Raw genomic sequence first — 18,917 nt, forward strand, 5'->3', positions numbered from 1 at the left:
CCGGTTTATTGTTGAAATTCCTGCCTCATCGAATTCCGGAGAACCATCGCGTGTTTCAGAAAGTTGACGCCTATGCCGGCGACCCTATCCTCTCCTTAATGGAGCGTTTCAAAGAAGATCCTCGCAGCGACAAAGTGAACCTCAGCATTGGCTTGTATTACAACGAGGATGGCATCATCCCGCAATTAAAAGCCGTTGCTGAAGCCGAAGCGCGCCTTAACGCTGTTCCGCACGGTGCGTCTCTTTATCTGCCGATGGAAGGGCTTAACACCTACCGCAACACCATCGCGCCTCTGCTGTTTGGGGCCGATCACGCGGTACTCGCGCAGAAACGCGTGGCGACCATCCAGACGCTGGGCGGCTCAGGGGCGCTGAAAGTGGGTGCAGATTTCCTTAAAAAGTACTTCCCGGATTCCGGCGTGTGGGTCAGCGACCCGACGTGGGAAAACCACGTTGCGATCTTCGAGGGGGCAGGCTTTAAGGTCGAGACCTATCCGTGGTTCGACAGCGAAACCAACGGCGTGCGCGTCGAAGCGTTGCTGGAAAAACTGAACACGCTGCCGGAGCGCAGTATCGTATTGCTGCATCCATGCTGCCATAACCCGACCGGTGCGGACCTCACCAATGCTCAGTGGGATGCGGTGATAGAGGTGCTGAAGGCCCGTAATTTGATCCCGTTCCTCGATATCGCCTACCAGGGCTTTGGCGCGGGCATGGAAGAAGATGCTTACGCCATCCGCGCCGTTGCCAGCGCCGGGCTGCCAGCGCTGGTCAGCAACTCCTTCTCAAAAATCTTCTCACTTTACGGCGAGCGCGTTGGCGGTCTGTCCGTGGTGTGTGAAGACGCCGAAGCGGCGGGCCGCGTGCTGGGTCAACTGAAGGCGACGGTGCGCCGCATTTACTCCAGCCCGCCAAACTTTGGTGCGCAGGTGGTGGCGACGGTACTCGGTGACGAACAGCTGAAAGCGTCCTGGCTTGCCGAAGTGGAAGCGATGCGTAAGCGCATCCTGTCAATGCGTCAGGAGCTGGTTAACGTCCTGAAAGAGGCCGTACCGGGGCATAACTTTGATTATCTGCTCAAGCAGCGCGGGATGTTCAGCTACACCGGACTGAGCGCGGCACAGGTCGATCGCCTGCGCGAAGAGTTCGGCGTCTACCTGATCGCCAGCGGCCGCATGTGCGTGGCGGGTTTGAATGCCAGCAACGTTCATCGCGTGGCGCAGGCGTTTGCCGCTGTGATGTAAGTGCTTACAAACCCTCCCTCTCCCCGTGGGAGAGGGCCGGGGTGAGGGCATCAGTCCGCACAAATACGTTGCCCGGCATTCTGTGATCCTCTTCTTTTTATTCCGCTTCATAAGCAAAAACTCCTTTCCTTCACCTCCCGCTGGGGTTATGGTCGGATAGTTTTTTGACCATCCACTCAAAATAAAACGATAACAAACTGAATATTCAGGGGAAAACATGCGCAAGATCACACTGGCGCTCAGCGCCGCCTGCTTATTGTTCTCGCTTAATAGTGCTGTTGTGGCGCGAGCTTCTGCACCGACGCCGCTCTACACCGGCACCACCGCCGCCATGCTGGCCGAACAGGCCCCCATTCACTGGGTTTCCGTGGCACAAATCGAAAACAGCCTGGTGGGCCGTCCGCCAATGGCCGTGGGCTTCGACATTGACGATACCGTTCTCTTCTCCAGCCCGGGGTTCTGGCGTGGCAAGAAAATGTATTCGCCCGACAGCGAAGCGTATCTGAAGAACCCGGAGTTCTGGGAAAAAATGAATAACGGTTGGGACGAGTACAGCATCCCGAAAGAGGTCGCCCGGGCGGTAATTGCTATGCACGTTAAGCGCGGCGACAGCATTTACTTTGTCACCGGCCGTAGCCAGACCAAAACCGAGACAGTGTCCAAAACCCTGCAGGACGATTTTCAGATCCCGGCAGCCAGCATGAACCCGGTCATTTTTGCGGGTGATAAAGAGGGACAAAACACCAAAACCCAGTGGCTGGAGCAGAAAAACATCAAAGTGTTCTACGGTGATTCGGATAACGACATTACCGCGGCGCAGGATGTGGGGGCCAGAGCGATCCGGGTGCTGCGTGCCTCTAACTCGACCTATCGACCGCTGCCAATGGCAGGCAAGTTTGGCGAAGAGGTGATTGTGAACTCCGAGTATTAGCACGCGCGCGGCGAGTTTGATTCTTTTTTGAACAAATCCGCCGCTGCGGGTTTTACCTTTCGCCTTCTTGCTGCACACTTAGAAAGATTCATCTTTCTTAACGGAGCAGCAAATGTGGTATCAACAGACCCTGACCTTAAGCGCTAAACCCCGCGGGTTTCACCTTGTGACGGAGGAAGTCATCGGGCAAATCCGCGATCTGTCGCGCGTCAAAACGGGTTTACTGCATCTGCTGCTTCAGCACACGTCAGCCTCTCTCACGCTTAATGAAAATTGCGATCCTACCGTCCGGTCAGATATGGAACACCATTTCCTGAAGACAGTTCCGGACAACGCCCCCTACGAGCACGATTATGAAGGCCAGGATGACATGCCTTCGCATATCAAATCTTCTCTGCTGGGCGTATCGCTGATGTTGCCGGTACACAACGGGCGGCTACTGCTGGGAACGTGGCAGGGGATCTGGCTGGGAGAACATCGCATTCATGGTGGTTCGCGTAAAATTATCGCAACGCTACAAGGGGAATAAAGATGACAATTTCGGAGCTACTTCAGTACTGCATGAGTAAACCTGGCGCAGAGCAGAGCGTTCATAGCGACTGGAAAGCCACGCAGATTAAAGTGGGAGACGTGCTGTTTGCGATGGTGAAAGAGGTAGAGGGGCGCCCGGCGGCGTCGCTGAAAACCAGCCCGGAACTGGCGGATCTGTTACGTCAGCAGCATGATGATGTGAGGCCGAGCCAGCACCTCAATAAAGCGCACTGGAGCACCGTCTATCTGGACGGTTCGCTGCCTGGCTCGCAAATTTACTATCTGGTGGATGCGTCTTATAAGCAGGCGGTTGAGCTGCTGCCGGAAACGACCCGACAGCAGCTCTCCGTCTGAGATTACAGCAACGGTTTAAGGAAGCGCGCGGTGTGCGAGGCTTCGCACTCTGCAACGGTCTCTGGCGTACCGGAGACGAGGATTTCACCGCCGCCGCTGCCGCCTTCCGGGCCAAGATCGACAATCCAGTCCGCGGTTTTAATCACGTCCAGGTTATGTTCGATAACCACAATCGTGTTGCCCTGATCGCGCAGCTGATGCAGAACCTCCAGCAGCTGCTGGATATCGGCAAAGTGCAGGCCAGTGGTCGGCTCGTCCAGAATGTACAGCGTCTGGCCTGTACCGCGTTTGGAGAGCTCGCGCGCCAGCTTCACGCGCTGGGCTTCACCGCCTGACAGCGTGGTGGCGGACTGCCCCAGACGAATATAGGTCAACCCTACGTCCATCAGCGTCTGCAGCTTACGCGCCAGCGCAGGGACGGCGTCAAAGAACTCGCGCGCCTCCTCGATGGTCATGTCCAGCACTTCGTGGATGGTCTTGCCTTTGTACTTAATCTCCAGCGTTTCGCGATTATAGCGCTTGCCTTTGCACTGGTCGCACGGCACGTAGATATCCGGCAGGAAGTGCATCTCAACCTTGATCACGCCGTCGCCCTGACACGCTTCACAGCGGCCGCCGCGCACGTTAAAGCTGAAACGTCCAGGGGTATAACCGCGCGAACGCGCTTCCGGTACGCCGGCGAAGAGTTCACGTACAGGCGTGAAGACGCCGGTATAGGTTGCCGGGTTGGAACGCGGCGTACGGCCAATCGGGCTCTGGTCGATGTCGATAACCTTGTCGAAATGTTCCAGTCCCTGAATGTCGCGATACGGCGCAGGTTCGGCGAGCGTCGCGCCGTTCAGCGCCGTCTGCGCAATCGGGAACAGCGTATCGTTGATCAGCGTCGATTTACCGGAACCGGACACGCCGGTAATGCAGGTAAACAGGCCAACTGGCAGCGTCAGGGTGACGTCCTTCAGGTTGTTGCCGCGCGCCCCGGTGAGCTTAAGCACTTTTTCCGGGTTCGCCGCGACGCGCTGTTTCGGCACTTCAATCTTGCGCTTGCCGCTCATGTACTGGCCGGTCAGCGACTCGGGCACCGCCATGATATCTTTCAGCGTCCCTTCTGCGACCACCTGGCCGCCGTGTACGCCCGCGCCAGGACCGATATCGATCACGTGGTCTGCGGCGCGAATTGCGTCTTCGTCGTGCTCCACCACAATTACCGTATTGCCGAGATTGCGCAGGTGGACAAGCGTGCCGAGCAGACGCTCGTTGTCGCGCTGGTGCAGGCCGATGGACGGTTCATCCAGCACGTACATCACGCCCACTAAGCCCGCGCCAATCTGGCTCGCCAGACGGATACGCTGGGCTTCACCGCCGGAGAGCGTTTCTGCCGAGCGGGAAAGCGTCAGGTAGTTCAGGCCAACGTTCACCAGGAACTTCAGGCGATCGCCGATCTCTTTCAGCACTTTTTCGGCGATTTTTGCGCGCTGGCCGGAGAGCTTCAGGTTGTTGAAGAAATCCATAGCGTGGCCGATGCTCATGTCTGAGATGGTCGGCAGCGCCGTATTTTCAACAAATACGTGGCGCGCTTCGCGACGCAGACGCGTGCCCTCGCAGGTGGCGCAGGAGCGGTTACTGATGAACTTCGCCAGCTCTTCGCGCACCGCGCTGGATTCGGTCTCTTTGTAGCGGCGCTCCATATTGTGCAGCACCCCTTCGAACGGGTGACGACGCACGGAGGTGTCGCCACGGTCGTTCATATATTTGAACTCGATGTTCTCTTTGCCGGAACCGAACAGGATCACTTTGTGCACGTTCGGGCTCAGGCTTGCCCACGGGGCTTCAACGTCGAACTTGTAGTGCTCCGCCAGCGACTTCAGCATCTGGAAGTAGTAAAAGTTACGCTTGTCCCAGCCGCGAATAGCGCCGCCCGCCAGGGATAGCTCCGGGTTCTGGATCACGCGGTCCGGATCAAAATACTGCTGTACGCCCAGACCGTCACAGGTCGGGCACGCGCCCGCCGGGTTGTTGAACGAGAACAGGCGCGGTTCCAGCTCGCGCATGCTGTAGCCGCAAATCGGGCAGGCGAAGTTGGCGGAGAAGAGCAACTCTTCCGCTTTCGGGTCGTCCATGTCGGAGACCACGGCCGTGCCGCCAGAGAGTTCCAGCGCCGTTTCGAAAGATTCCGCCAGACGCGTGGCGAGATCGTCACGCACCTTAAAGCGGTCAATCACCACCTCAATGGTGTGCTTCTTCTGCAGCTCCAGCTTTGGCGGATCCGACAGGTCACACACCTCGCCGTCGATGCGGGCGCGGATATAGCCCTGGCTTGCCAGGTTTTCCAGCGTTTTAGTGTGTTCGCCTTTTCGCTCTTTAATGATAGGCGCCAGCAGCATCAGGCGTTTGCCTTCCGGCTGCGACAGCACGTTATCCACCATCTGGCTCACGGTCTGTGCCGCCAGCGGGACGTCGTGGTCCGGGCAGCGCGGCTCACCCACGCGGGCATACAGCAGACGCAGGTAGTCGTGAATTTCAGTGATGGTACCGACCGTTGAACGCGGGTTATGCGAGGTCGACTTCTGCTCAATGGAGATAGCAGGCGATAACCCTTCAATATGATCGACATCCGGTTTTTCCATCAGCGACAGGAACTGACGCGCGTACGCAGAGAGTGATTCAACGTAACGACGCTGTCCTTCGGCATACAAAGTGTCGAAGGCCAGTGAGGATTTGCCAGACCCCGAAAGCCCGGTCACGACGATGAGTTTGTCGCGAGGGATTATGAGGTTGATATTCTTGAGATTGTGGGTGCGGGCGCCCCGAACTTCGATCTTATCCATTCACCTTTCCCGGTTGGAACACGGATTGCCTGGTTTGTTTGAAGGACAAACGGCTGTCAGAAACGGCTAATTATGACACAATTTAACCTGTTTGAATATACAGTATTGGAATGCATTTTCTGATTCGCTGTGTAACAATGTCGAGTGGCGAGATAACTCTGGAACGTGCTACGCAACTATCAAAGTGCAGCATGGAAATGGTACACTCGCGCGTTTACACTATTAAGAAACGTATTCAGGAGACACGAACATGGCCAGCAGAGGCGTAAACAAGGTGATTCTCGTCGGTAATCTGGGCCAGGACCCGGAAGTACGCTACATGCCGAGTGGTGGCGCAGTTGCCAACATTACGCTGGCTACTTCCGAATCCTGGCGTGATAAAGCGACCGGTGAAATGAAAGAGCAGACCGAATGGCACCGCGTTGTGCTGTTTGGCAAACTGGCAGAAGTAGCCGGTGAGTATCTGCGTAAAGGTTCTCAGGTCTATATCGAAGGCCAGTTGCGTACCCGCAAATGGACCGATCAGTCCGGCGCTGAGAAGTACACCACGGAAGTGGTGGTGAACGTTGGCGGCACCATGCAGATGCTGGGTGGCCGTCAGGGCGGCGGCGCACCAGCCGGTGGCGGCCAGCAGCAGGGCGGTTGGGGTCAGCCTCAGCAGCCACAGGGCGGCAACCAGTTCAGCGGCGGCGCGCAGTCTCGTCCGCAGCAGCAGTCGGCTCCTGCCCCGTCTAACGAACCGCCAATGGACTTCGACGACGACATCCCGTTCTGATCAACGGATGCTAAAACAAAAAACCCAGACATCGTCTGGGTTTTTTGTTGCTGAAGGGATCAGGTAATGACCATCGGCCAGTCTGGTGGCGTGTGGCTCATCGCCTCAACCATTACTACTTTAATATTTTCCCAGACGGCGGCCATATCCAGCAGGGTGATGCCCAGCAGGCCCGTTGCGAACCAGCAAGCCGCGCCAAGCCCTAGCAGGGTACTGATGACGGCAAGACCCGCGTAGTCGGATTTACGAAACTGAATGTTCAGCGTGCTTGCTAAAAACATCAAAAACGCACTCAACAAGGGCCAGCGCAGGAGAACCATGCTGGTAGTAATGGTTGCCATAAAACCCATCCTCTACAAAACAGACGAACTGAATGAAACAGTGTTTCTCGTTACACAATATGTGTGAACTATATCACATTTGTTGATTTATTCGCCAGTGTCTGCGTAGCCAAAAAGGGGATTTTATTAGCCGGAAAAAGAGTGTGCGGTACGGGACTGCCTTCGTACAAAGGGATGCGGACCCACAACGTGCGGGGTAATGCCCGCCGGGCAAGCGGGGAAGAGCATCTGGAGACAAAGAGACGTCCAGCCGTGTCGTTTTTAGGAGAAGCATTATTTTCTGATAATATTGTGATGATGTCTGATTATTTATAAATCAACGAACAAAATACACCCGCATAAATAGGATAAAACGTCACGTTGGCGTTGTGCTTTTTTCATGCCGCCAGAAGTTTGGCTTAATCAGCGATCCTCTGTGGTGTTCTCTCAAAACCACCCAGGCGTGGTGGATAATTATTTTCCTTAATTGAAACGGAACGAATACTTACAGTTTAGCTTACGGGAAAATATTATCGTCATAACGAAATTTAAGATTTTTAATACTAAAAGTCAGTTGCTAACTTCGCATGATTCATGCAACGTAATCACCTGTTTAACAAAGCATCCGGCCTTCATTACTACAGGCGTACAACATGCAGGGATATAGGGCGGGAAATGAATCGTAGCGCGCGGCGCAAAATACTCAGGGTGGTAGGAATCATCATGGTAGTTATGCTGCCGGTGATGCTTGCTCTATGGTTTGCCCAGCTGAGAGCCGAGTCGGAAACGAGCGCTCAGCTACGTACATTTGCTGAACTGGCTTTAGACAAAACTGAACTGGTAATTCAACAAGTTGACCTGGCCAGGGACGAGGCAGAAAAATATCAGGGTGAACATTGTACGCCGGAACATCGTCAATATATGTTGAATGTTGTTCGTGGCCGCCTGTTTGTCGCCGATTTAATTTATGCTGAAGGTCAGAATTTTCTTTGTTCGACCGTTTTTACACCGGATCAACCCTATGTCATTCCGGTTGCTAATTACACGCGTAAACCTGACGTTGCGATCTATTATTTTCGCGATACGCCATTTTATACTGGCTATAAAATGACATATATGCAGCGCGGAAATTATGTCGTGGTGGTCAATCCGCTTTCTTACAGTGAAGTGATGTCTACCGATCATTCCCTCGCATGGGGGGTATACGATACGGTAACCAATGCCTTCTTTTCCGTCAGTCAGAAAGCCAATGCGACTTTATTAAATTCGATGATTCAGGATAAGGAATCGGTATTTCAAAAAGATAACCGTTTCTATACCGTCGTGAAATCGCCAAAACGGCCTATTGCCGCTATCGTGTCGACGTCAGATAAACGTTTTTATGAAACGCTCTATCACCAGGCGACGTTGACGCTGCCGCTGGGAATGATCTGCAGCATTATTATTTTGCTGGTATGGTCCCGCACCCATCGTGAGCTTAATTCGCCGGGGCGGCTACTGCACCGTGCGCTGAACAAACGTCAGCTTTGTCTGCACTATCAGCCGATTATTGATATCAAGAATAACCAGTGCGTGGGGGCAGAGGCGCTGTTGCGCTGGCCTGGTTTCAACGGGCAGGTGATGAGCCCGGCTGAATTTATTCCGCTGGCTGAAAAAGAGGGAATGAGCGAGCGGATTACGGATTATGTTGTTGAGGAGGTGTTCAGCGATCTGGGCAATTTCCTGGCGGCGCATCCGCATCTCTATATTTCGATTAACCTGTCGGCCACGGACTTCCACTCCTCGCGGCTGATCGCCATGATTTCTGACAAGGCCCGGCACTACGCCGTACGCGCCCAGCAAATTAAAATTGAAGTGACGGAACGCGGTTTTATCGATGTACCAAAAACCACGCCGGTGATTCAGGCCTTCCGTCAGGCGGGCTATGAAGTGGCGATCGATGATTTCGGAACCGGTTACTCCAACCTGCACAACCTCTACTCGCTGAACGTCGATATTTTGAAAATCGACAAATCGTTTATCGACACCTTAACCACCAACAGTACCAGCCACCTGATCGCCGAGCATATTATCGAGATGGCGCAAAGCCTGCGGCTTAAAACCATTGCCGAAGGGGTTGAGACGGCTGAGCAGGTGAGCTGGTTGTTGAAGCGCGGCGTTCAGTTCTGTCAGGGATGGCACTTCGCGAAAGCGATGCCGCCCCAGGAATTTATGACCTGGCAGCAGCAACCTTTGCAATGACGGGATTAATTCAACTGGTGGCGGTAATCGCTTGGCGTACGGTCAAACTCGCGGCGAAACACGCGGGAAAAGGTTTGTTGCGACACATAGCCAAGATCCATCGCGATATCAAAAATCGGCCGCTGCGTTGAGCGTAACGCCTGCGCCGCCAGCAGCAGCCTGCGCTGACGAATGTACTCACCCAGCGTCTGGTGCATGACCGTGCGGAACATCCTCTGTAAATACCATTTCGAATAGCCCGACTTTTTAGCGACCACATCAATGTTCAACGGTTGGTCGATATGATCGTCAATCCATTCAATAAGTGTCTGAATAATCTGCTGATGCGACATAAGGTTGCCCCTCTGTAGATACAACTTTCTCGGTTGATTCGTCGTTTTCTCTGCGGGGGAGTATAATTCCTCAAGTTAACTTGAGGTAAAGAGGTTTTATGGAAAAGAGATTGCCGCGTATTAAAGCGCTTTTAACCCCCGGCGAAGTGGCAAAGCGAAGCGGCGTTGCGGTATCGGCGCTCCACTTCTATGAAAGCAAAGGGTTAATTAAAAGCATCCGTAACGGCGGAAATCAGCGCCGCTATACCCGCGACGTGCTCCGCTACGTGGCGATTATCAAAATTGCGCAACGCATCGGCATACCCCTGGCGACGATCGGTGAGGCATTTGGCGTGTTGCCGGAAGGGCATACGCTTAGCCCGAAAGAGTGGAAAGAACTTTCGTCCCAGTGGCGTGAAGAGCTGGACAGACGTATCCACACGCTGGTCGCGCTGCGTGACGAGCTGGACGGCTGCATCGGCTGCGGCTGCCTGTCCCGTAGCGACTGCCCGCTGCGTAACCCCGGAGACAGGCTGGGCGAGCAGGGGACGGGGGCACGGTTGCTGGAGGAGGATTGAGTCCGTGCGGCCTGTTTGCCGGGTGGCGGCTGCGCCTTACCCGGCCTACAAAACCGAGAACGTAGGCCGGGTAAGCGAAGCGCCACCCGGCAAAAAGCATCATAAAGAACTAAAGCGCCACAAAGGGCGCTTTAGTTTTTCCCGGTCTTTGTCTTTCTCTCTATCCCGCTGGTTCACGGGAGGGTTTCCCCCGACATCAGCACCCCTCGTGTCGAGCTGGTTGGGGAGGTTCCGGATTGTGCTGACACTTTAATTCTATGCAAGACCCGTTTTTTCGCCAGCCGCGCGAGCCGTTTTTTAGACGAAATTTTTTCGCGGTGTTGTTCGATTTTCTATAGTTAAAAAGTATGAATAACAGGAGAAAATCATGCTCACGGTACATCACCTGAACCAGTCGCGCTCGCACCGCGTGATCTGGGCGCTGGAAGAACTCGCCCTGCCTTATGAGATCGTTCACTACCAGCGCGAAAAGAACATGCTGGCACCCGAGTCCCTCAAAAAGGTGCATCCGTTGGGCAAATCCCCGGTCATTGAAGATAACGGGCTGATCCTTGCGGAGTCAGGCGCCATTCTGGAGTATCTGCAGGAAACCTATGATGCCGAATCGCGGCTGAAACCTTTGGACCCCGCGCACAAGGTGCAATATCGCTTCTGGCTGCATTACGCGGAAGGGTCGCTGATGCCGCTGCTGTTAATGAAGCTAGTCTTCAGCAGCCTCGGCAAGCCGCCCGTGCCGTTTGGCATCCGAACTCTGGGCAAGGCGCTGGGGCAGGGGGTACAGAAAGCGTATCTCAACCCCCAGCTGGAAACCCATGCGCGCTTTATTGATTCACATCTTGCTAAAAACAGCTGGTTTGCCGGAGAAGCGTTCAGTATGGCCGACATTCAGATGAGCTTTCCACTCTTTGCCCTGCTGGCGCGCGGCGGCATTGATAATCTGCCGCATATTCAGGCATGGAAGCAAAAGGTGGAAAGCAGCCCTGGCTGGCAAAGAACTCTGCAACAAGGTGGCCCGTTATCTATCCCGGGCGAGGATTGAGATGTAAATAAATTGCGCATAGACGATAACGTTTGCGCATCCTCTGTCTATTTCTTCATCGTCATAAGTGAATTTTAGCGAAAATCGACAAAGTTCAGTTGAAAAGGGCGTGGATTAGGCTGGATAATCGTTTGCCTTAATTTGACCACCCGTTTTATAAGCGCGGAGCTAAACGTTTGCTTTTTTTGTGACGCCCTTTCGTCGCAAACGCAACACACGGATTTGACGTTTTAGCTGGCAGCGGTGTCTCCACCACGCTTATGGACGTTCTATAAAAACTCTCAGGGGATGTTTCTATGTCTACGCCATCTGCGCGTACCGGCGGTTCACTTGACGCCATGTTTAAAATTTCGGCTCGCGGCAGCACCGTGCGCCAGGAAGTCGTTGCCGGTCTGACAACGTTTCTGGCGATGGTTTACTCCGTTATCGTGGTACCGGGCATGCTGGGCAAAGCGGGCTTCCCGCCAGCGGCTGTCTTCGTCGCCACCTGCCTGGTGGCTGGCGTGGGTTCCATCGTCATGGGGCTGTGGGCGAACCTGCCACTGGCGATTGGTTGCGCCATCTCTCTGACCGCCTTTACCGCATTCAGCCTGGTGCTGGGCCAGCAGATCAGCGTACCGGTTGCCCTCGGCGCCGTATTCCTGATGGGCGTACTGTTTACCGTCATTTCCGCCACCGGCATCCGTAGCTGGATTTTGCGCAACCTGCCGCAGGGCGTGGCGCACGGCACCGGAATCGGTATCGGCCTGTTCCTGCTGCTGATCGCCGCCAACGGTGTTGGCCTGGTGATCAAGAACCCACTGGACGGCCTGCCGGTGGCGCTGGGTCATTTTGCGAGCTTCCCGGTCATTATGTCGCTGATCGGTCTGGCGGTGATTATCGGCCTGGAGAAACTGAAGGTACCGGGCGGCATCCTGCTGACCATTATCGGCATTTCCATCGTCGGCCTGATTTTCGATCCGACCGTCCACTTCTCCGGTATTTTCGCCATGCCGTCGCTGAGCGATGACAAAGGCAACTCCCTGATCGGCAGCCTGGATATCGTGGGCGCGCTGAACCCGGTGATCCTGCCAAGCGTGCTGGCGCTGGTGATGACTGCGGTATTTGACGCGACCGGTACCATTCGCGCGGTGGCCGGTCAGGCCAACCTGCTGGATAAAGACGGCCAGATTATCGATGGCGGCAAAGCGCTAACCACCGACTCCCTGAGCAGCGTCTTCTCTGGTCTGGTCGGCGCGGCGCCTGCGGCGGTGTACATCGAATCTGCAGCGGGTACGGCTGCAGGCGGCAAAACCGGCCTGACGGCGATCACCGTCGGCGTGCTGTTCCTGCTGATCCTGTTCCTCTCTCCGCTCTCTTACCTGGTCCCGGCCTACGCGACCGCGCCAGCGCTGATGTACGTCGGCCTGCTGATGCTGAGCAACGTGGCGAAAATCGACTTTGCGGACTTCGTGGATGCGATGTCCGGCCTGATTACCGCAGTGTTTATCGTCCTGACCTGTAACATCGTGACCGGTATCATGATCGGTTTCGCCTCACTGGTGATTGGCCGTCTGGTTTCCGGTGAATGGCGCAAGCTGAACATCGGCACCGTGGTGATCGCCGTTGCGCTGGTGGCGTTCTACGCGGGCGGCTGGGCAATCTGAGTTATCCATTGATGCGAAAACGGGTGGCTCAGGCCGCCCGTTTTTATTTTCAGGACTCATCCCGTTGCCTTTTGCGTTACTCTGGGGAAGATAGAATTAAAGGCACGACGCCTTCCGTAGTACATAAGTAACACAGCAAACAGGGAACGCATGGAAATCTTCTTCACAATACTCATCATGACCCTTGTGGTCTCGTTATCCGGGGTGGTTACACGCGTACTGCCCTTCCAGGTCCCCCTGCCTTTAATGCAAATAGCTATCGGTGCGCTGCTGGCGTGGCCGACGTTCGGTCTGCACGTGGAGTTCGATCCTGAACTGTTCCTCGTGCTGTTTATCCCGCCGCTGCTGTTTGCCGATGGCTGGAAAACCCCCACGCGCGAATTTCTTGAGCATGGACGAGAGATCCTCGGCCTGGCGCTGGCGCTGGTGGTGGTCACCGTCGTCGGGATTGGTTTCCTGATCTACTGGACCGTACCGGGTATCCCGTTAATTCCCGCCTTTGCGCTGGCCGCCGTGCTGTCGCCAACCGATGCCGTAGCGCTTTCCGGCATTGTGGGCGAAGGCCGCATTCCGAAGAAAATCATGGGCATTTTACAGGGGGAGGCGCTGATGAACGACGCCTCCGGCCTGGTCGCCCTGAAGTTTGCCGTGGCGGTTGCCATGGGAACAATGGTCTTTACCGTGGGTGGTGCGACCCTGGAATTCTTCAAGGTGGCGATTGGCGGTATCCTCGCAGGCTTCGTGGTGAGCTGGCTGTATGGCCGCTCGCTACGCTTCCTCAGCCGCTGGGGCGGCGATGAACCGGCAACGCAGATCGTGCTGCTGTTCCTGCTGCCGTTTGCCTCTTATCTGATTGCCGAACATATCGGCGTATCGGGCATTCTGGCGGCGGTGGCGGCGGGGATGACCATCACCCGCTCCGGCGTAATGCGCCGCGCGCCGCTGGCGATGCGCCTGCGCGCCAACAGCACCTGGGCAATGCTGGAATTTGTGTTCAACGGCATGGTATTCCTGCTGTTGGGCCTGCAGCTGCCGGGCATTATGGAGTCCTCGCTCATCGCAGCAGAGGCCGATCCGAACGTTGAAGTCTGGATGCTGTTTACCGATATCGTGCTGATCTACATGGCGCTGATGCTGGTGCGTTTCGGCTGGCTCTGGACGATGAAAAGATTCAGCGTGCGCTTCCTGACGAAAAAGCCGATGGAGTTCGGCTCCTGGACCACACGCGAGCTGCTGATTGCCTCCTTCGCGGGCGTCCGCGGGGCGATTACCCTTGCCGGTGTACTCTCCATTCCGCTGCTGCTGCCAACGGGGGACGTCTTCCCGGCGCGCTACGAGCTGGTGTTCCTGGCGGCGGGCGTGATCCTCTTCTCGCTGTTTGTCGGCGTGATTATGCTGCCGATTTTACTCCAGCACATTGATGCCGGTGACTCGACCCAACAGCACAAAGAGGAGCGGATTGCCCGCGCGGCCACGGCGGAAGTGGCGATTGTAGCCATTGAGAAGATGGAGGAGCGTCTGGCCGCCGACGCCGAAGAGAACATTGATAACCAGCTGCTGAAGGAAGTCAGCTCGCGGGTGATAGGTAACCTGCGCCGCCGCGCCGACGGGCGTAACGACGTGGAAAGCTCGCTGCAGGAGGAGAACCTGGAGCGTCGGTTCCGCCTGGCGGCGCTGCGCTCCGAGCGCGCCGAGCTGTATCACCTGCGCGCCACGCGCCAGATCAGCAACGAGACGCTGCAAAAACTGCTGCACGATCTGGACCTGCTGGAAGCGCTGTTGATAGAGAATCAGTAGCGCGCTTTGCCCCTCACCCTAACCCTCTCCCCATAGGGGAGAGGGAACCGATCGAGCCCCTCGCCCCTATGGGGAGAGGGGTTGGGGTGAGGGGACCCAAAACCCCTCACAACATTGCAACCACGCCTGCGCGCTGTGCGACAAATACACCCCTTCACGCCAAATCATCCCTAACTGCCAGTGGAGATCGCTCTCCAGCGGGATCCAGCGCAGCGTGTTTTTATCCAGCCGCTCGCAGATCGGCTGCGGCAGAATGGCAATCCCCACGCCCGCCTGCACCATCGCCGCCAGGAAATCCCACTGGCCGCTGCGCACCGCAATGCGCGGCTTCACGTTATGGTGGTTAAACAGGGTCATCAGCTGGCGGCTTAAGGCGAAGTCTTCGTTGTAGATCAGCAGGGGATGCTCGCCAAGCAGCTCGGGCTTCACCGAGTCTATCGTTAGCCAGTCGCCGGAGCGGGGCACCAGCACGCACAGCGGGTGGCTAAAGAGCGGGAGCGTCGCCAGACCACTCTCCTCCTCCACGGGAAGGGCCGTCATCGCCACGTCCAGCTCGCCGTTGATCACCGCCTGCTGCACGGTCAGGCCGCCAAATTCAGAAATTTTAAGCTCAACGCCGGGGTAGCGCTGGCGGAACAGGCTAATCGGCCCGGCCATCATCATGCCGACCATTGGCGGAATGCCGAGACGTAACAGACCTTTAGTCAGGTGGTTGATGTCCGCAAGCTCGGCCTCAAGCTGGCGGAACTCGCCCAGGATCGCCAGCCCGCGCTCGAACACCACGCGTCCGGTATCGGTCAGCAGTAGCTTGCGCCCATCGCGGATCAGCAGGGTACAGTTCAGCTCATCTTCGAGGTTTTTCAGCATTTTGCTGATGGTCGGCTGGGTAACGAACAACTTCTCCGCTGCGCGGGTAAAACTTTGCTGGCGAACCACCTCGACAAAATAGCGCAGCGTTCTTATGTCCATGATTATTCCTCGAAACTATACCTTCGATGATTTTAATTCATTTCAGTCGATGACGTACGCTCACTATACTGGCGCCTCGTCTCATTTCTGAGGAAAACCCCCATGGCCGTGGCGTTAAGCCGTGTTACGCCTGCCGTTGTGCAACGACTCCAGGTACCGGTTCAGGTACTGCTCTACGCGGGACTGTTTGTTTTTGCGGAATATCTTGTTGACTGGCTGCACCTGCCTTTACCCGCCAACCTGGTGGGGATGGTGCTGATGCTGACGCTGATCCTTTCACGTGCGTTACCCCTTAGCTGGGTGCGGGCCGGCGCGCGCTGGCTGCTGGCGGAGATGCTGCTGTTCTTCGTTCCGGCCGTGGTAGCCGTGGTGAACTATGCGCAGCTGCTGATGGTCGACGGCTGGCGCATCTTCGCGGTTATCGCCCTGAGCACGCTGATGGTGTTGGGCGCTACCGCCTGGGTGGTGGATAACGTGTATCGGTTTGAAATCAGCAGGCAGAAGCATGACTAACTTTCAGATAAGCGTGCTGTGCCTGATTGCGACAGTCGTCATCTACTTTGCCAACAAGCGCCTGTACCGCCGCTTCCGCGCGCTGCCGCTGATGCCGCTGGTCTTCACGCCCATCCTGCTGGTGCTGATGCTGGTATTCGGCCATATCTCCTGGCAGAACTACATTGGTGAGTCCCACTGGCTGCTGTGGCTGCTCGGCCCGGCGACCATCGCCTTTGCCGTCCCTGTCTATGACAACCTGAAGATTATTAAACGCCACTGGATGTCGCTCAGCGCGGGCGTCATTACCGCGACGGTGGTGGCGGTGTGCAGCTCGGTCTGGCTGGCGCGGCTGTTTACCCTGCCTGATGAAATTCAGCGCAGCCTGGCCGTGCGATCGGTCACGACGCCGTTTGCGCTGGCAGCGGCTAAACCGCTCGGCGGGCAGCCGGATCTGGTGGCGCTGTTTGTGGTGGTCACGGGCGTCTTTGGTATGGCGGTGGGGGATGTGCTGTTCCTGCGGCTCTCTATCCGGGAAGGCATGGCGAAGGGGGCAGGATTTGGCGCGGCGTCGCACGGCGCGGGGACGGCGCGTTCGTATGAACTCGGTCAGCAGGAGGGGGTTGTCGCAAGCCTGGTGATGATGCTCTCGGGCGTGACGATGGTGCTGATTGCGCCGCTGGTGGCGTGGGTGATGTTTTGAACTCCCCGGCCAGCATGACCGGGGAGAAAGGCTTAGTGAGCGCGGCCCTGCTCAACGCCCAGGCCGGTCTGTGAACGGATAAACTGGGCGCGGAATTTCTCACGCTCCAGGTTACCCTCCGGCGAGTTGTCGGTAGCCGAGAAGACCCAGATACCGATAAACGCCACGGCAATGGAGAACAGCGCCGGGTACTCGTACGGGAAGATAGCGCTTTCGTGACCGAGGATCTGCACCCAGATTGTCGGGCCCAGAATCATCAGGATCACCGCCGTCAGCAGGCCCAGCCAGCCGCCAATCATCGCCCCACGGGTGGTCAGTTTTGACCAGTACATGGAGAGCAGGATGATCGGGAAGTTACAGCTTGCGGCAATCGAGAAGGCCAGCCCCACCATAAACGCGATATTCTGCTTCTCGAACAAAATCCCCAGCAGAATGGCGACCACGCCCAGCACCAGCACGGTGATCTTAGAGACCTTCAGCTCATCGCGCTCGCTCGCGCCTTTGCGGAAGACGTTGGCGTAGAGATCGTGCGATACCGCAGACGCGCCCGCCAGCGTCAGCCCTGCCACCACCGCAAGAATGGTGGCGAAGGCCACGGCGGAGATAAAGCCGAGGAACAGGTTGCCGCCCACCGCGTCGGCCAGATGCACCGCCGCCATGTTGTTACCGCCGATCAGCGCGCCCGCCGCGTCTTTAAACGCCGGGTTCGCCCCCACCAGCATGATTGCGCCGAAGCCGATGATAAAGGTCAGGATGTAGAAGTAACCCATAAAGCCGGTGGCGTAGAAGACGCTCTTGCGCGCTTCACGCGCATCGCTCACGGTAAAGAAGCGCATCAGGATATGCGGCAGGCCAGCGGTACCGAACATCAGCCCGAGACCGAGAGAGAGTGCGGAGATCGGGTCTTTCACCAGCCCGCCAGGGCTCATGATCGCTTCCCCTTTCGGGTGGACCGCCATCGCTTCGGTAAACAGATTATTGAAACTAAAGCCGACGTGCTTCATCACCATAAAGGCCATAAAGCTGGCGCCGAACAGCAGCAGCACGGCTTTGATGATCTGCACCCAGGTGGTTGCCAGCATGCCGCCGAACAGGACGTACATCACCATCAGGACGCCCACCAGCACCACTGCGACGTGGTAGTTCAGGCCGAACAGCAGCTCGATCAGCTTGCCTGCCCCCACCATCTGGGCAATCAGGTAAAGGGCCACGACCACCAGCGAGCCGCAGGCTGAGAGCATGCGGATAGGGCCCTGTTTCAGGCGGTATGAGGCCACGTCGGCAAAGGTATAGCGACCGAGGTTACGCAGGCGCTCGGCAATCAGGAACAGAATGATCGGCCAGCCGACGAGGAAGCCGAGGGAGTAGATCAACCCGTCATAGCCGGAGGTGTAGACCAGCGCGGAGATCCCAAGGAACGAGGCGGCAGACATAAAATCACCCGCAATCGCCAGCCCGTTCTGGAAGCCGGTAATGTTGCCGCCCGCGGTGTAGTAATCATTACGGGAGCGCACGCGTTTCGACGCCCAGTACGTAATGTACAGCGTCAGCACCACGAAAATCAGGAACATCACAATCGCCTGCCAGTTGGTTGGCTGGCGCTGTACCTCACCGGTAATGGCATCTGCCGCATCGGCAGCAAAGGGAAGTGTGGCGGCGAGCGCCGTCAGAACTCGCTTCATGATGCTTTTACCTCTTGCAGTACCGCTTTATTGAGACGATCGAATTCACCGTTGGCGCGCCAGACGTACACGCCCGTGAGCAAGAATGAAATCACAATCACGCCAATGCCAATCGGAATGCCGCGTGTGACGCTGGTACCCTCATGCAGCGGGGTGCCCAGCCAGTGCGGCGCAAAGGCGATCAGCATAATAAAGCCGACGTAGATAACCAGCATGATGATGGAAAGAATGAAGGCAAACCGTTGCCGCTTATCGACGAGCTCCCTGTAGTGCGCACTATTCTCTATCTGCTGACAAATATCGTTATTCATCACAGAGTTCTCCAAAGGTAAGGTTGGTTTGTTTTTAGTCCCCTCTCCCCTTTGGGGAGAGGGTTAGGGTGAGGGGAGGAAAGTGCGGTCTGATGGGGGCGCCCCCCGCGCCCCCCCCCCGCGGGGAGGGGGGAGAATTAAATAAGAGGTTGAGGTGGGGCGGGGGGG

Annotated in this window: 18 protein-coding genes; 12 read left to right on the forward strand and 6 right to left on the reverse strand. The window is 56.5% G+C overall.

What is annotated here, in order from left to right; genetic code table 11:
- Positions 1 to 50: 50 nt before the first annotated feature.
- The 4 genes from tyrB to URZ40_RS15020 all read left to right on the forward strand — a co-directional run bounded on the left by tyrB (position 51) and on the right by URZ40_RS15020 (position 3,060).
- A complete protein-coding gene (gene tyrB / locus URZ40_RS15005) occupies positions 51 to 1,244 on the forward strand; it encodes an aromatic amino acid transaminase (protein WP_163330901.1) in 1,194 nt (397 codons plus the stop codon).
- 217 nt (positions 1,245 to 1,461) lie between these two features.
- On the forward strand, positions 1,462 to 2,175 hold the full coding sequence (gene aphA / locus URZ40_RS15010; RefSeq protein WP_116343843.1) for an acid phosphatase AphA: 714 nt from the start codon (positions 1,462 to 1,464) through the stop codon (positions 2,173 to 2,175).
- 112 nt (positions 2,176 to 2,287) lie between these two features.
- Positions 2,288 to 2,704 carry a secondary thiamine-phosphate synthase enzyme YjbQ gene (locus tag URZ40_RS15015; RefSeq protein WP_116343844.1) on the forward strand — a complete coding sequence of 139 codons (417 nt, stop codon included), beginning with the start codon at positions 2,288 to 2,290 and terminating at the stop codon, positions 2,702 to 2,704.
- Between the two features lie 2 nt (positions 2,705 to 2,706).
- On the forward strand, positions 2,707 to 3,060 hold the full coding sequence (locus URZ40_RS15020) for an MmcQ/YjbR family DNA-binding protein (protein ID WP_116343845.1): 354 nt from the start codon (positions 2,707 to 2,709) through the stop codon (positions 3,058 to 3,060).
- 2 nt (positions 3,061 to 3,062) lie between these two features.
- On the opposite strand, the gene uvrA is transcribed toward URZ40_RS15020, so the two are convergent.
- A complete protein-coding gene (uvrA, locus tag URZ40_RS15025; protein ID WP_116343846.1) occupies positions 3,063 to 5,885 on the reverse strand; it encodes an excinuclease ABC subunit UvrA in 2,823 nt (940 codons plus the stop codon).
- A gap of 250 nt (positions 5,886 to 6,135) precedes the next feature.
- Between uvrA and ssb1 the strand changes: the two genes are divergently transcribed.
- A complete protein-coding gene (gene ssb1 / locus URZ40_RS15030) occupies positions 6,136 to 6,660 on the forward strand; it encodes a single-stranded DNA-binding protein SSB1 (RefSeq protein WP_008503384.1) in 525 nt (174 codons plus the stop codon).
- Between the two features lie 59 nt (positions 6,661 to 6,719).
- Here the strand turns inward: ssb1 and URZ40_RS15035 are convergent, their stop codons facing one another.
- Complete coding sequence (locus URZ40_RS15035; protein WP_048957473.1) at positions 6,720 to 7,001, reverse strand: YjcB family protein; 282 nt, start codon at positions 6,999 to 7,001, stop codon at positions 6,720 to 6,722.
- A gap of 654 nt (positions 7,002 to 7,655) precedes the next feature.
- On the opposite strand from URZ40_RS15035, the gene URZ40_RS15040 reads away from it, so the two are divergent.
- Positions 7,656 to 9,221 carry an EAL domain-containing protein gene (locus URZ40_RS15040; RefSeq protein ID WP_166712659.1) on the forward strand — a complete coding sequence of 522 codons (1,566 nt, stop codon included), beginning with the start codon at positions 7,656 to 7,658 and terminating at the stop codon, positions 9,219 to 9,221.
- A gap of 5 nt (positions 9,222 to 9,226) precedes the next feature.
- Here URZ40_RS15040 and soxS read toward each other — a convergent pair whose 3' ends face one another.
- A complete protein-coding gene (gene soxS / locus URZ40_RS15045) occupies positions 9,227 to 9,553 on the reverse strand; it encodes a superoxide response transcriptional regulator SoxS (RefSeq protein ID WP_008503387.1) in 327 nt (108 codons plus the stop codon).
- Between the two features lie 98 nt (positions 9,554 to 9,651).
- Here soxS and soxR point away from each other — a divergent pair, with 98 nt between their 5' ends.
- The 4 genes from soxR to URZ40_RS15065 all read left to right on the forward strand — a co-directional run bounded on the left by soxR (position 9,652) and on the right by URZ40_RS15065 (position 14,592).
- Positions 9,652 to 10,110 (forward strand): redox-sensitive transcriptional activator SoxR, encoded by a 459-nt coding sequence (soxR, locus tag URZ40_RS15050; RefSeq protein WP_023331806.1) that lies wholly within the window; start codon positions 9,652 to 9,654, stop codon positions 10,108 to 10,110.
- 367 nt (positions 10,111 to 10,477) lie between these two features.
- Entirely contained in the window at positions 10,478 to 11,149 is a 672-nt protein-coding gene (locus URZ40_RS15055; protein WP_116343848.1) for a glutathione S-transferase family protein, read from the forward strand.
- A 296-nt stretch (positions 11,150 to 11,445) separates the two neighbouring features.
- The gene (gene ghxP, locus URZ40_RS15060) at positions 11,446 to 12,795 is read left to right on the forward strand and encodes a guanine/hypoxanthine transporter GhxP (protein WP_028015179.1); all 1,350 of its coding nucleotides are present in this window, start codon (positions 11,446 to 11,448) and stop codon (positions 12,793 to 12,795) included.
- 150 nt (positions 12,796 to 12,945) lie between these two features.
- On the forward strand, positions 12,946 to 14,592 hold the full coding sequence (locus tag URZ40_RS15065; RefSeq protein ID WP_116343849.1) for a Na+/H+ antiporter: 1,647 nt from the start codon (positions 12,946 to 12,948) through the stop codon (positions 14,590 to 14,592).
- Positions 14,593 to 14,658: 66 nt separating this feature from the next.
- Here the strand turns inward: URZ40_RS15065 and URZ40_RS15070 are convergent, their stop codons facing one another.
- Complete coding sequence (locus URZ40_RS15070) at positions 14,659 to 15,561, reverse strand: LysR family transcriptional regulator (RefSeq protein ID WP_166709802.1); 903 nt, start codon at positions 15,559 to 15,561, stop codon at positions 14,659 to 14,661.
- A 102-nt stretch (positions 15,562 to 15,663) separates the two neighbouring features.
- Between URZ40_RS15070 and URZ40_RS15075 the strand changes: the two genes are divergently transcribed.
- Positions 15,664 to 16,074, forward strand: a complete 411-nt coding sequence (locus tag URZ40_RS15075; RefSeq protein WP_116343851.1) for a CidA/LrgA family protein — start codon at positions 15,664 to 15,666, stop codon at positions 16,072 to 16,074.
- Entirely contained in the window at positions 16,067 to 16,756 is a 690-nt protein-coding gene (locus URZ40_RS15080; RefSeq protein ID WP_116343852.1) for an LrgB family protein, read from the forward strand. Before URZ40_RS15075 ends, URZ40_RS15080 begins: the two co-directional genes overlap by 8 nt.
- Positions 16,757 to 16,788: 32 nt before the next feature.
- Here URZ40_RS15080 and actP read toward each other — a convergent pair whose 3' ends face one another.
- Both actP and URZ40_RS15090 read right to left on the reverse strand, forming a co-directional pair.
- The gene (gene actP / locus URZ40_RS15085) at positions 16,789 to 18,438 is read right to left on the reverse strand and encodes a cation/acetate symporter ActP (RefSeq protein WP_116343853.1); all 1,650 of its coding nucleotides are present in this window, start codon (positions 18,436 to 18,438) and stop codon (positions 16,789 to 16,791) included.
- On the reverse strand, positions 18,435 to 18,749 hold the full coding sequence (locus URZ40_RS15090) for a DUF485 domain-containing protein (protein ID WP_116343854.1): 315 nt from the start codon (positions 18,747 to 18,749) through the stop codon (positions 18,435 to 18,437). The genes actP and URZ40_RS15090 overlap by 4 nt, the downstream gene beginning before the upstream one ends.
- Positions 18,750 to 18,917: the final 168 nt, after the last annotated feature.

Origin of the sequence: Enterobacter sp. 296B2, from assembly GCF_034106185.1 — a bacterium.
Lineage (GTDB): Bacteria > Pseudomonadota > Gammaproteobacteria > Enterobacterales > Enterobacteriaceae > Enterobacter > Enterobacter cloacae_N.

What these genes read in the sequence shown, in the direction of transcription:
- aphA (WP_116343843.1), top strand. Translation starts at nt 1,462, where the DNA reads ATGCGCAAGATCACACTGGCGCTCAGCGCCGCCTGCTTATTGTTCTCG.
- URZ40_RS15015 (WP_116343844.1), top strand. Translation starts at nt 2,288, where the DNA reads ATGTGGTATCAACAGACCCTGACCTTAAGCGCTAAACCCCGCGGGTTT.
- URZ40_RS15020 (WP_116343845.1), top strand. Translation starts at nt 2,707, where the DNA reads ATGACAATTTCGGAGCTACTTCAGTACTGCATGAGTAAACCTGGCGCA.
- uvrA (WP_116343846.1), bottom strand. Translation starts at nt 5,885, where the DNA reads ATGGATAAGATCGAAGTTCGGGGCGCCCGCACCCACAATCTCAAGAAT.
- ssb1 (WP_008503384.1), top strand. Translation starts at nt 6,136, where the DNA reads ATGGCCAGCAGAGGCGTAAACAAGGTGATTCTCGTCGGTAATCTGGGC.
- URZ40_RS15035 (WP_048957473.1), bottom strand. Translation starts at nt 7,001, where the DNA reads ATGGCAACCATTACTACCAGCATGGTTCTCCTGCGCTGGCCCTTGTTG.
- URZ40_RS15040 (WP_166712659.1), top strand. Translation starts at nt 7,656, where the DNA reads ATGAATCGTAGCGCGCGGCGCAAAATACTCAGGGTGGTAGGAATCATC.
- soxS (WP_008503387.1), bottom strand. Translation starts at nt 9,553, where the DNA reads ATGTCGCATCAGCAGATTATTCAGACACTTATTGAATGGATTGACGAT.
- soxR (WP_023331806.1), top strand. Translation starts at nt 9,652, where the DNA reads ATGGAAAAGAGATTGCCGCGTATTAAAGCGCTTTTAACCCCCGGCGAA.
- URZ40_RS15055 (WP_116343848.1), top strand. Translation starts at nt 10,478, where the DNA reads ATGCTCACGGTACATCACCTGAACCAGTCGCGCTCGCACCGCGTGATC.
- ghxP (WP_028015179.1), top strand. Translation starts at nt 11,446, where the DNA reads ATGTCTACGCCATCTGCGCGTACCGGCGGTTCACTTGACGCCATGTTT.
- URZ40_RS15065 (WP_116343849.1), top strand. Translation starts at nt 12,946, where the DNA reads ATGGAAATCTTCTTCACAATACTCATCATGACCCTTGTGGTCTCGTTA.
- URZ40_RS15070 (WP_166709802.1), bottom strand. Translation starts at nt 15,561, where the DNA reads ATGGACATAAGAACGCTGCGCTATTTTGTCGAGGTGGTTCGCCAGCAA.
- URZ40_RS15075 (WP_116343851.1), top strand. Translation starts at nt 15,664, where the DNA reads ATGGCCGTGGCGTTAAGCCGTGTTACGCCTGCCGTTGTGCAACGACTC.
- URZ40_RS15080 (WP_116343852.1), top strand. Translation starts at nt 16,067, where the DNA reads ATGACTAACTTTCAGATAAGCGTGCTGTGCCTGATTGCGACAGTCGTC.
- actP (WP_116343853.1), bottom strand. Translation starts at nt 18,438, where the DNA reads ATGAAGCGAGTTCTGACGGCGCTCGCCGCCACACTTCCCTTTGCTGCC.
- URZ40_RS15090 (WP_116343854.1), bottom strand. Translation starts at nt 18,749, where the DNA reads ATGAATAACGATATTTGTCAGCAGATAGAGAATAGTGCGCACTACAGG.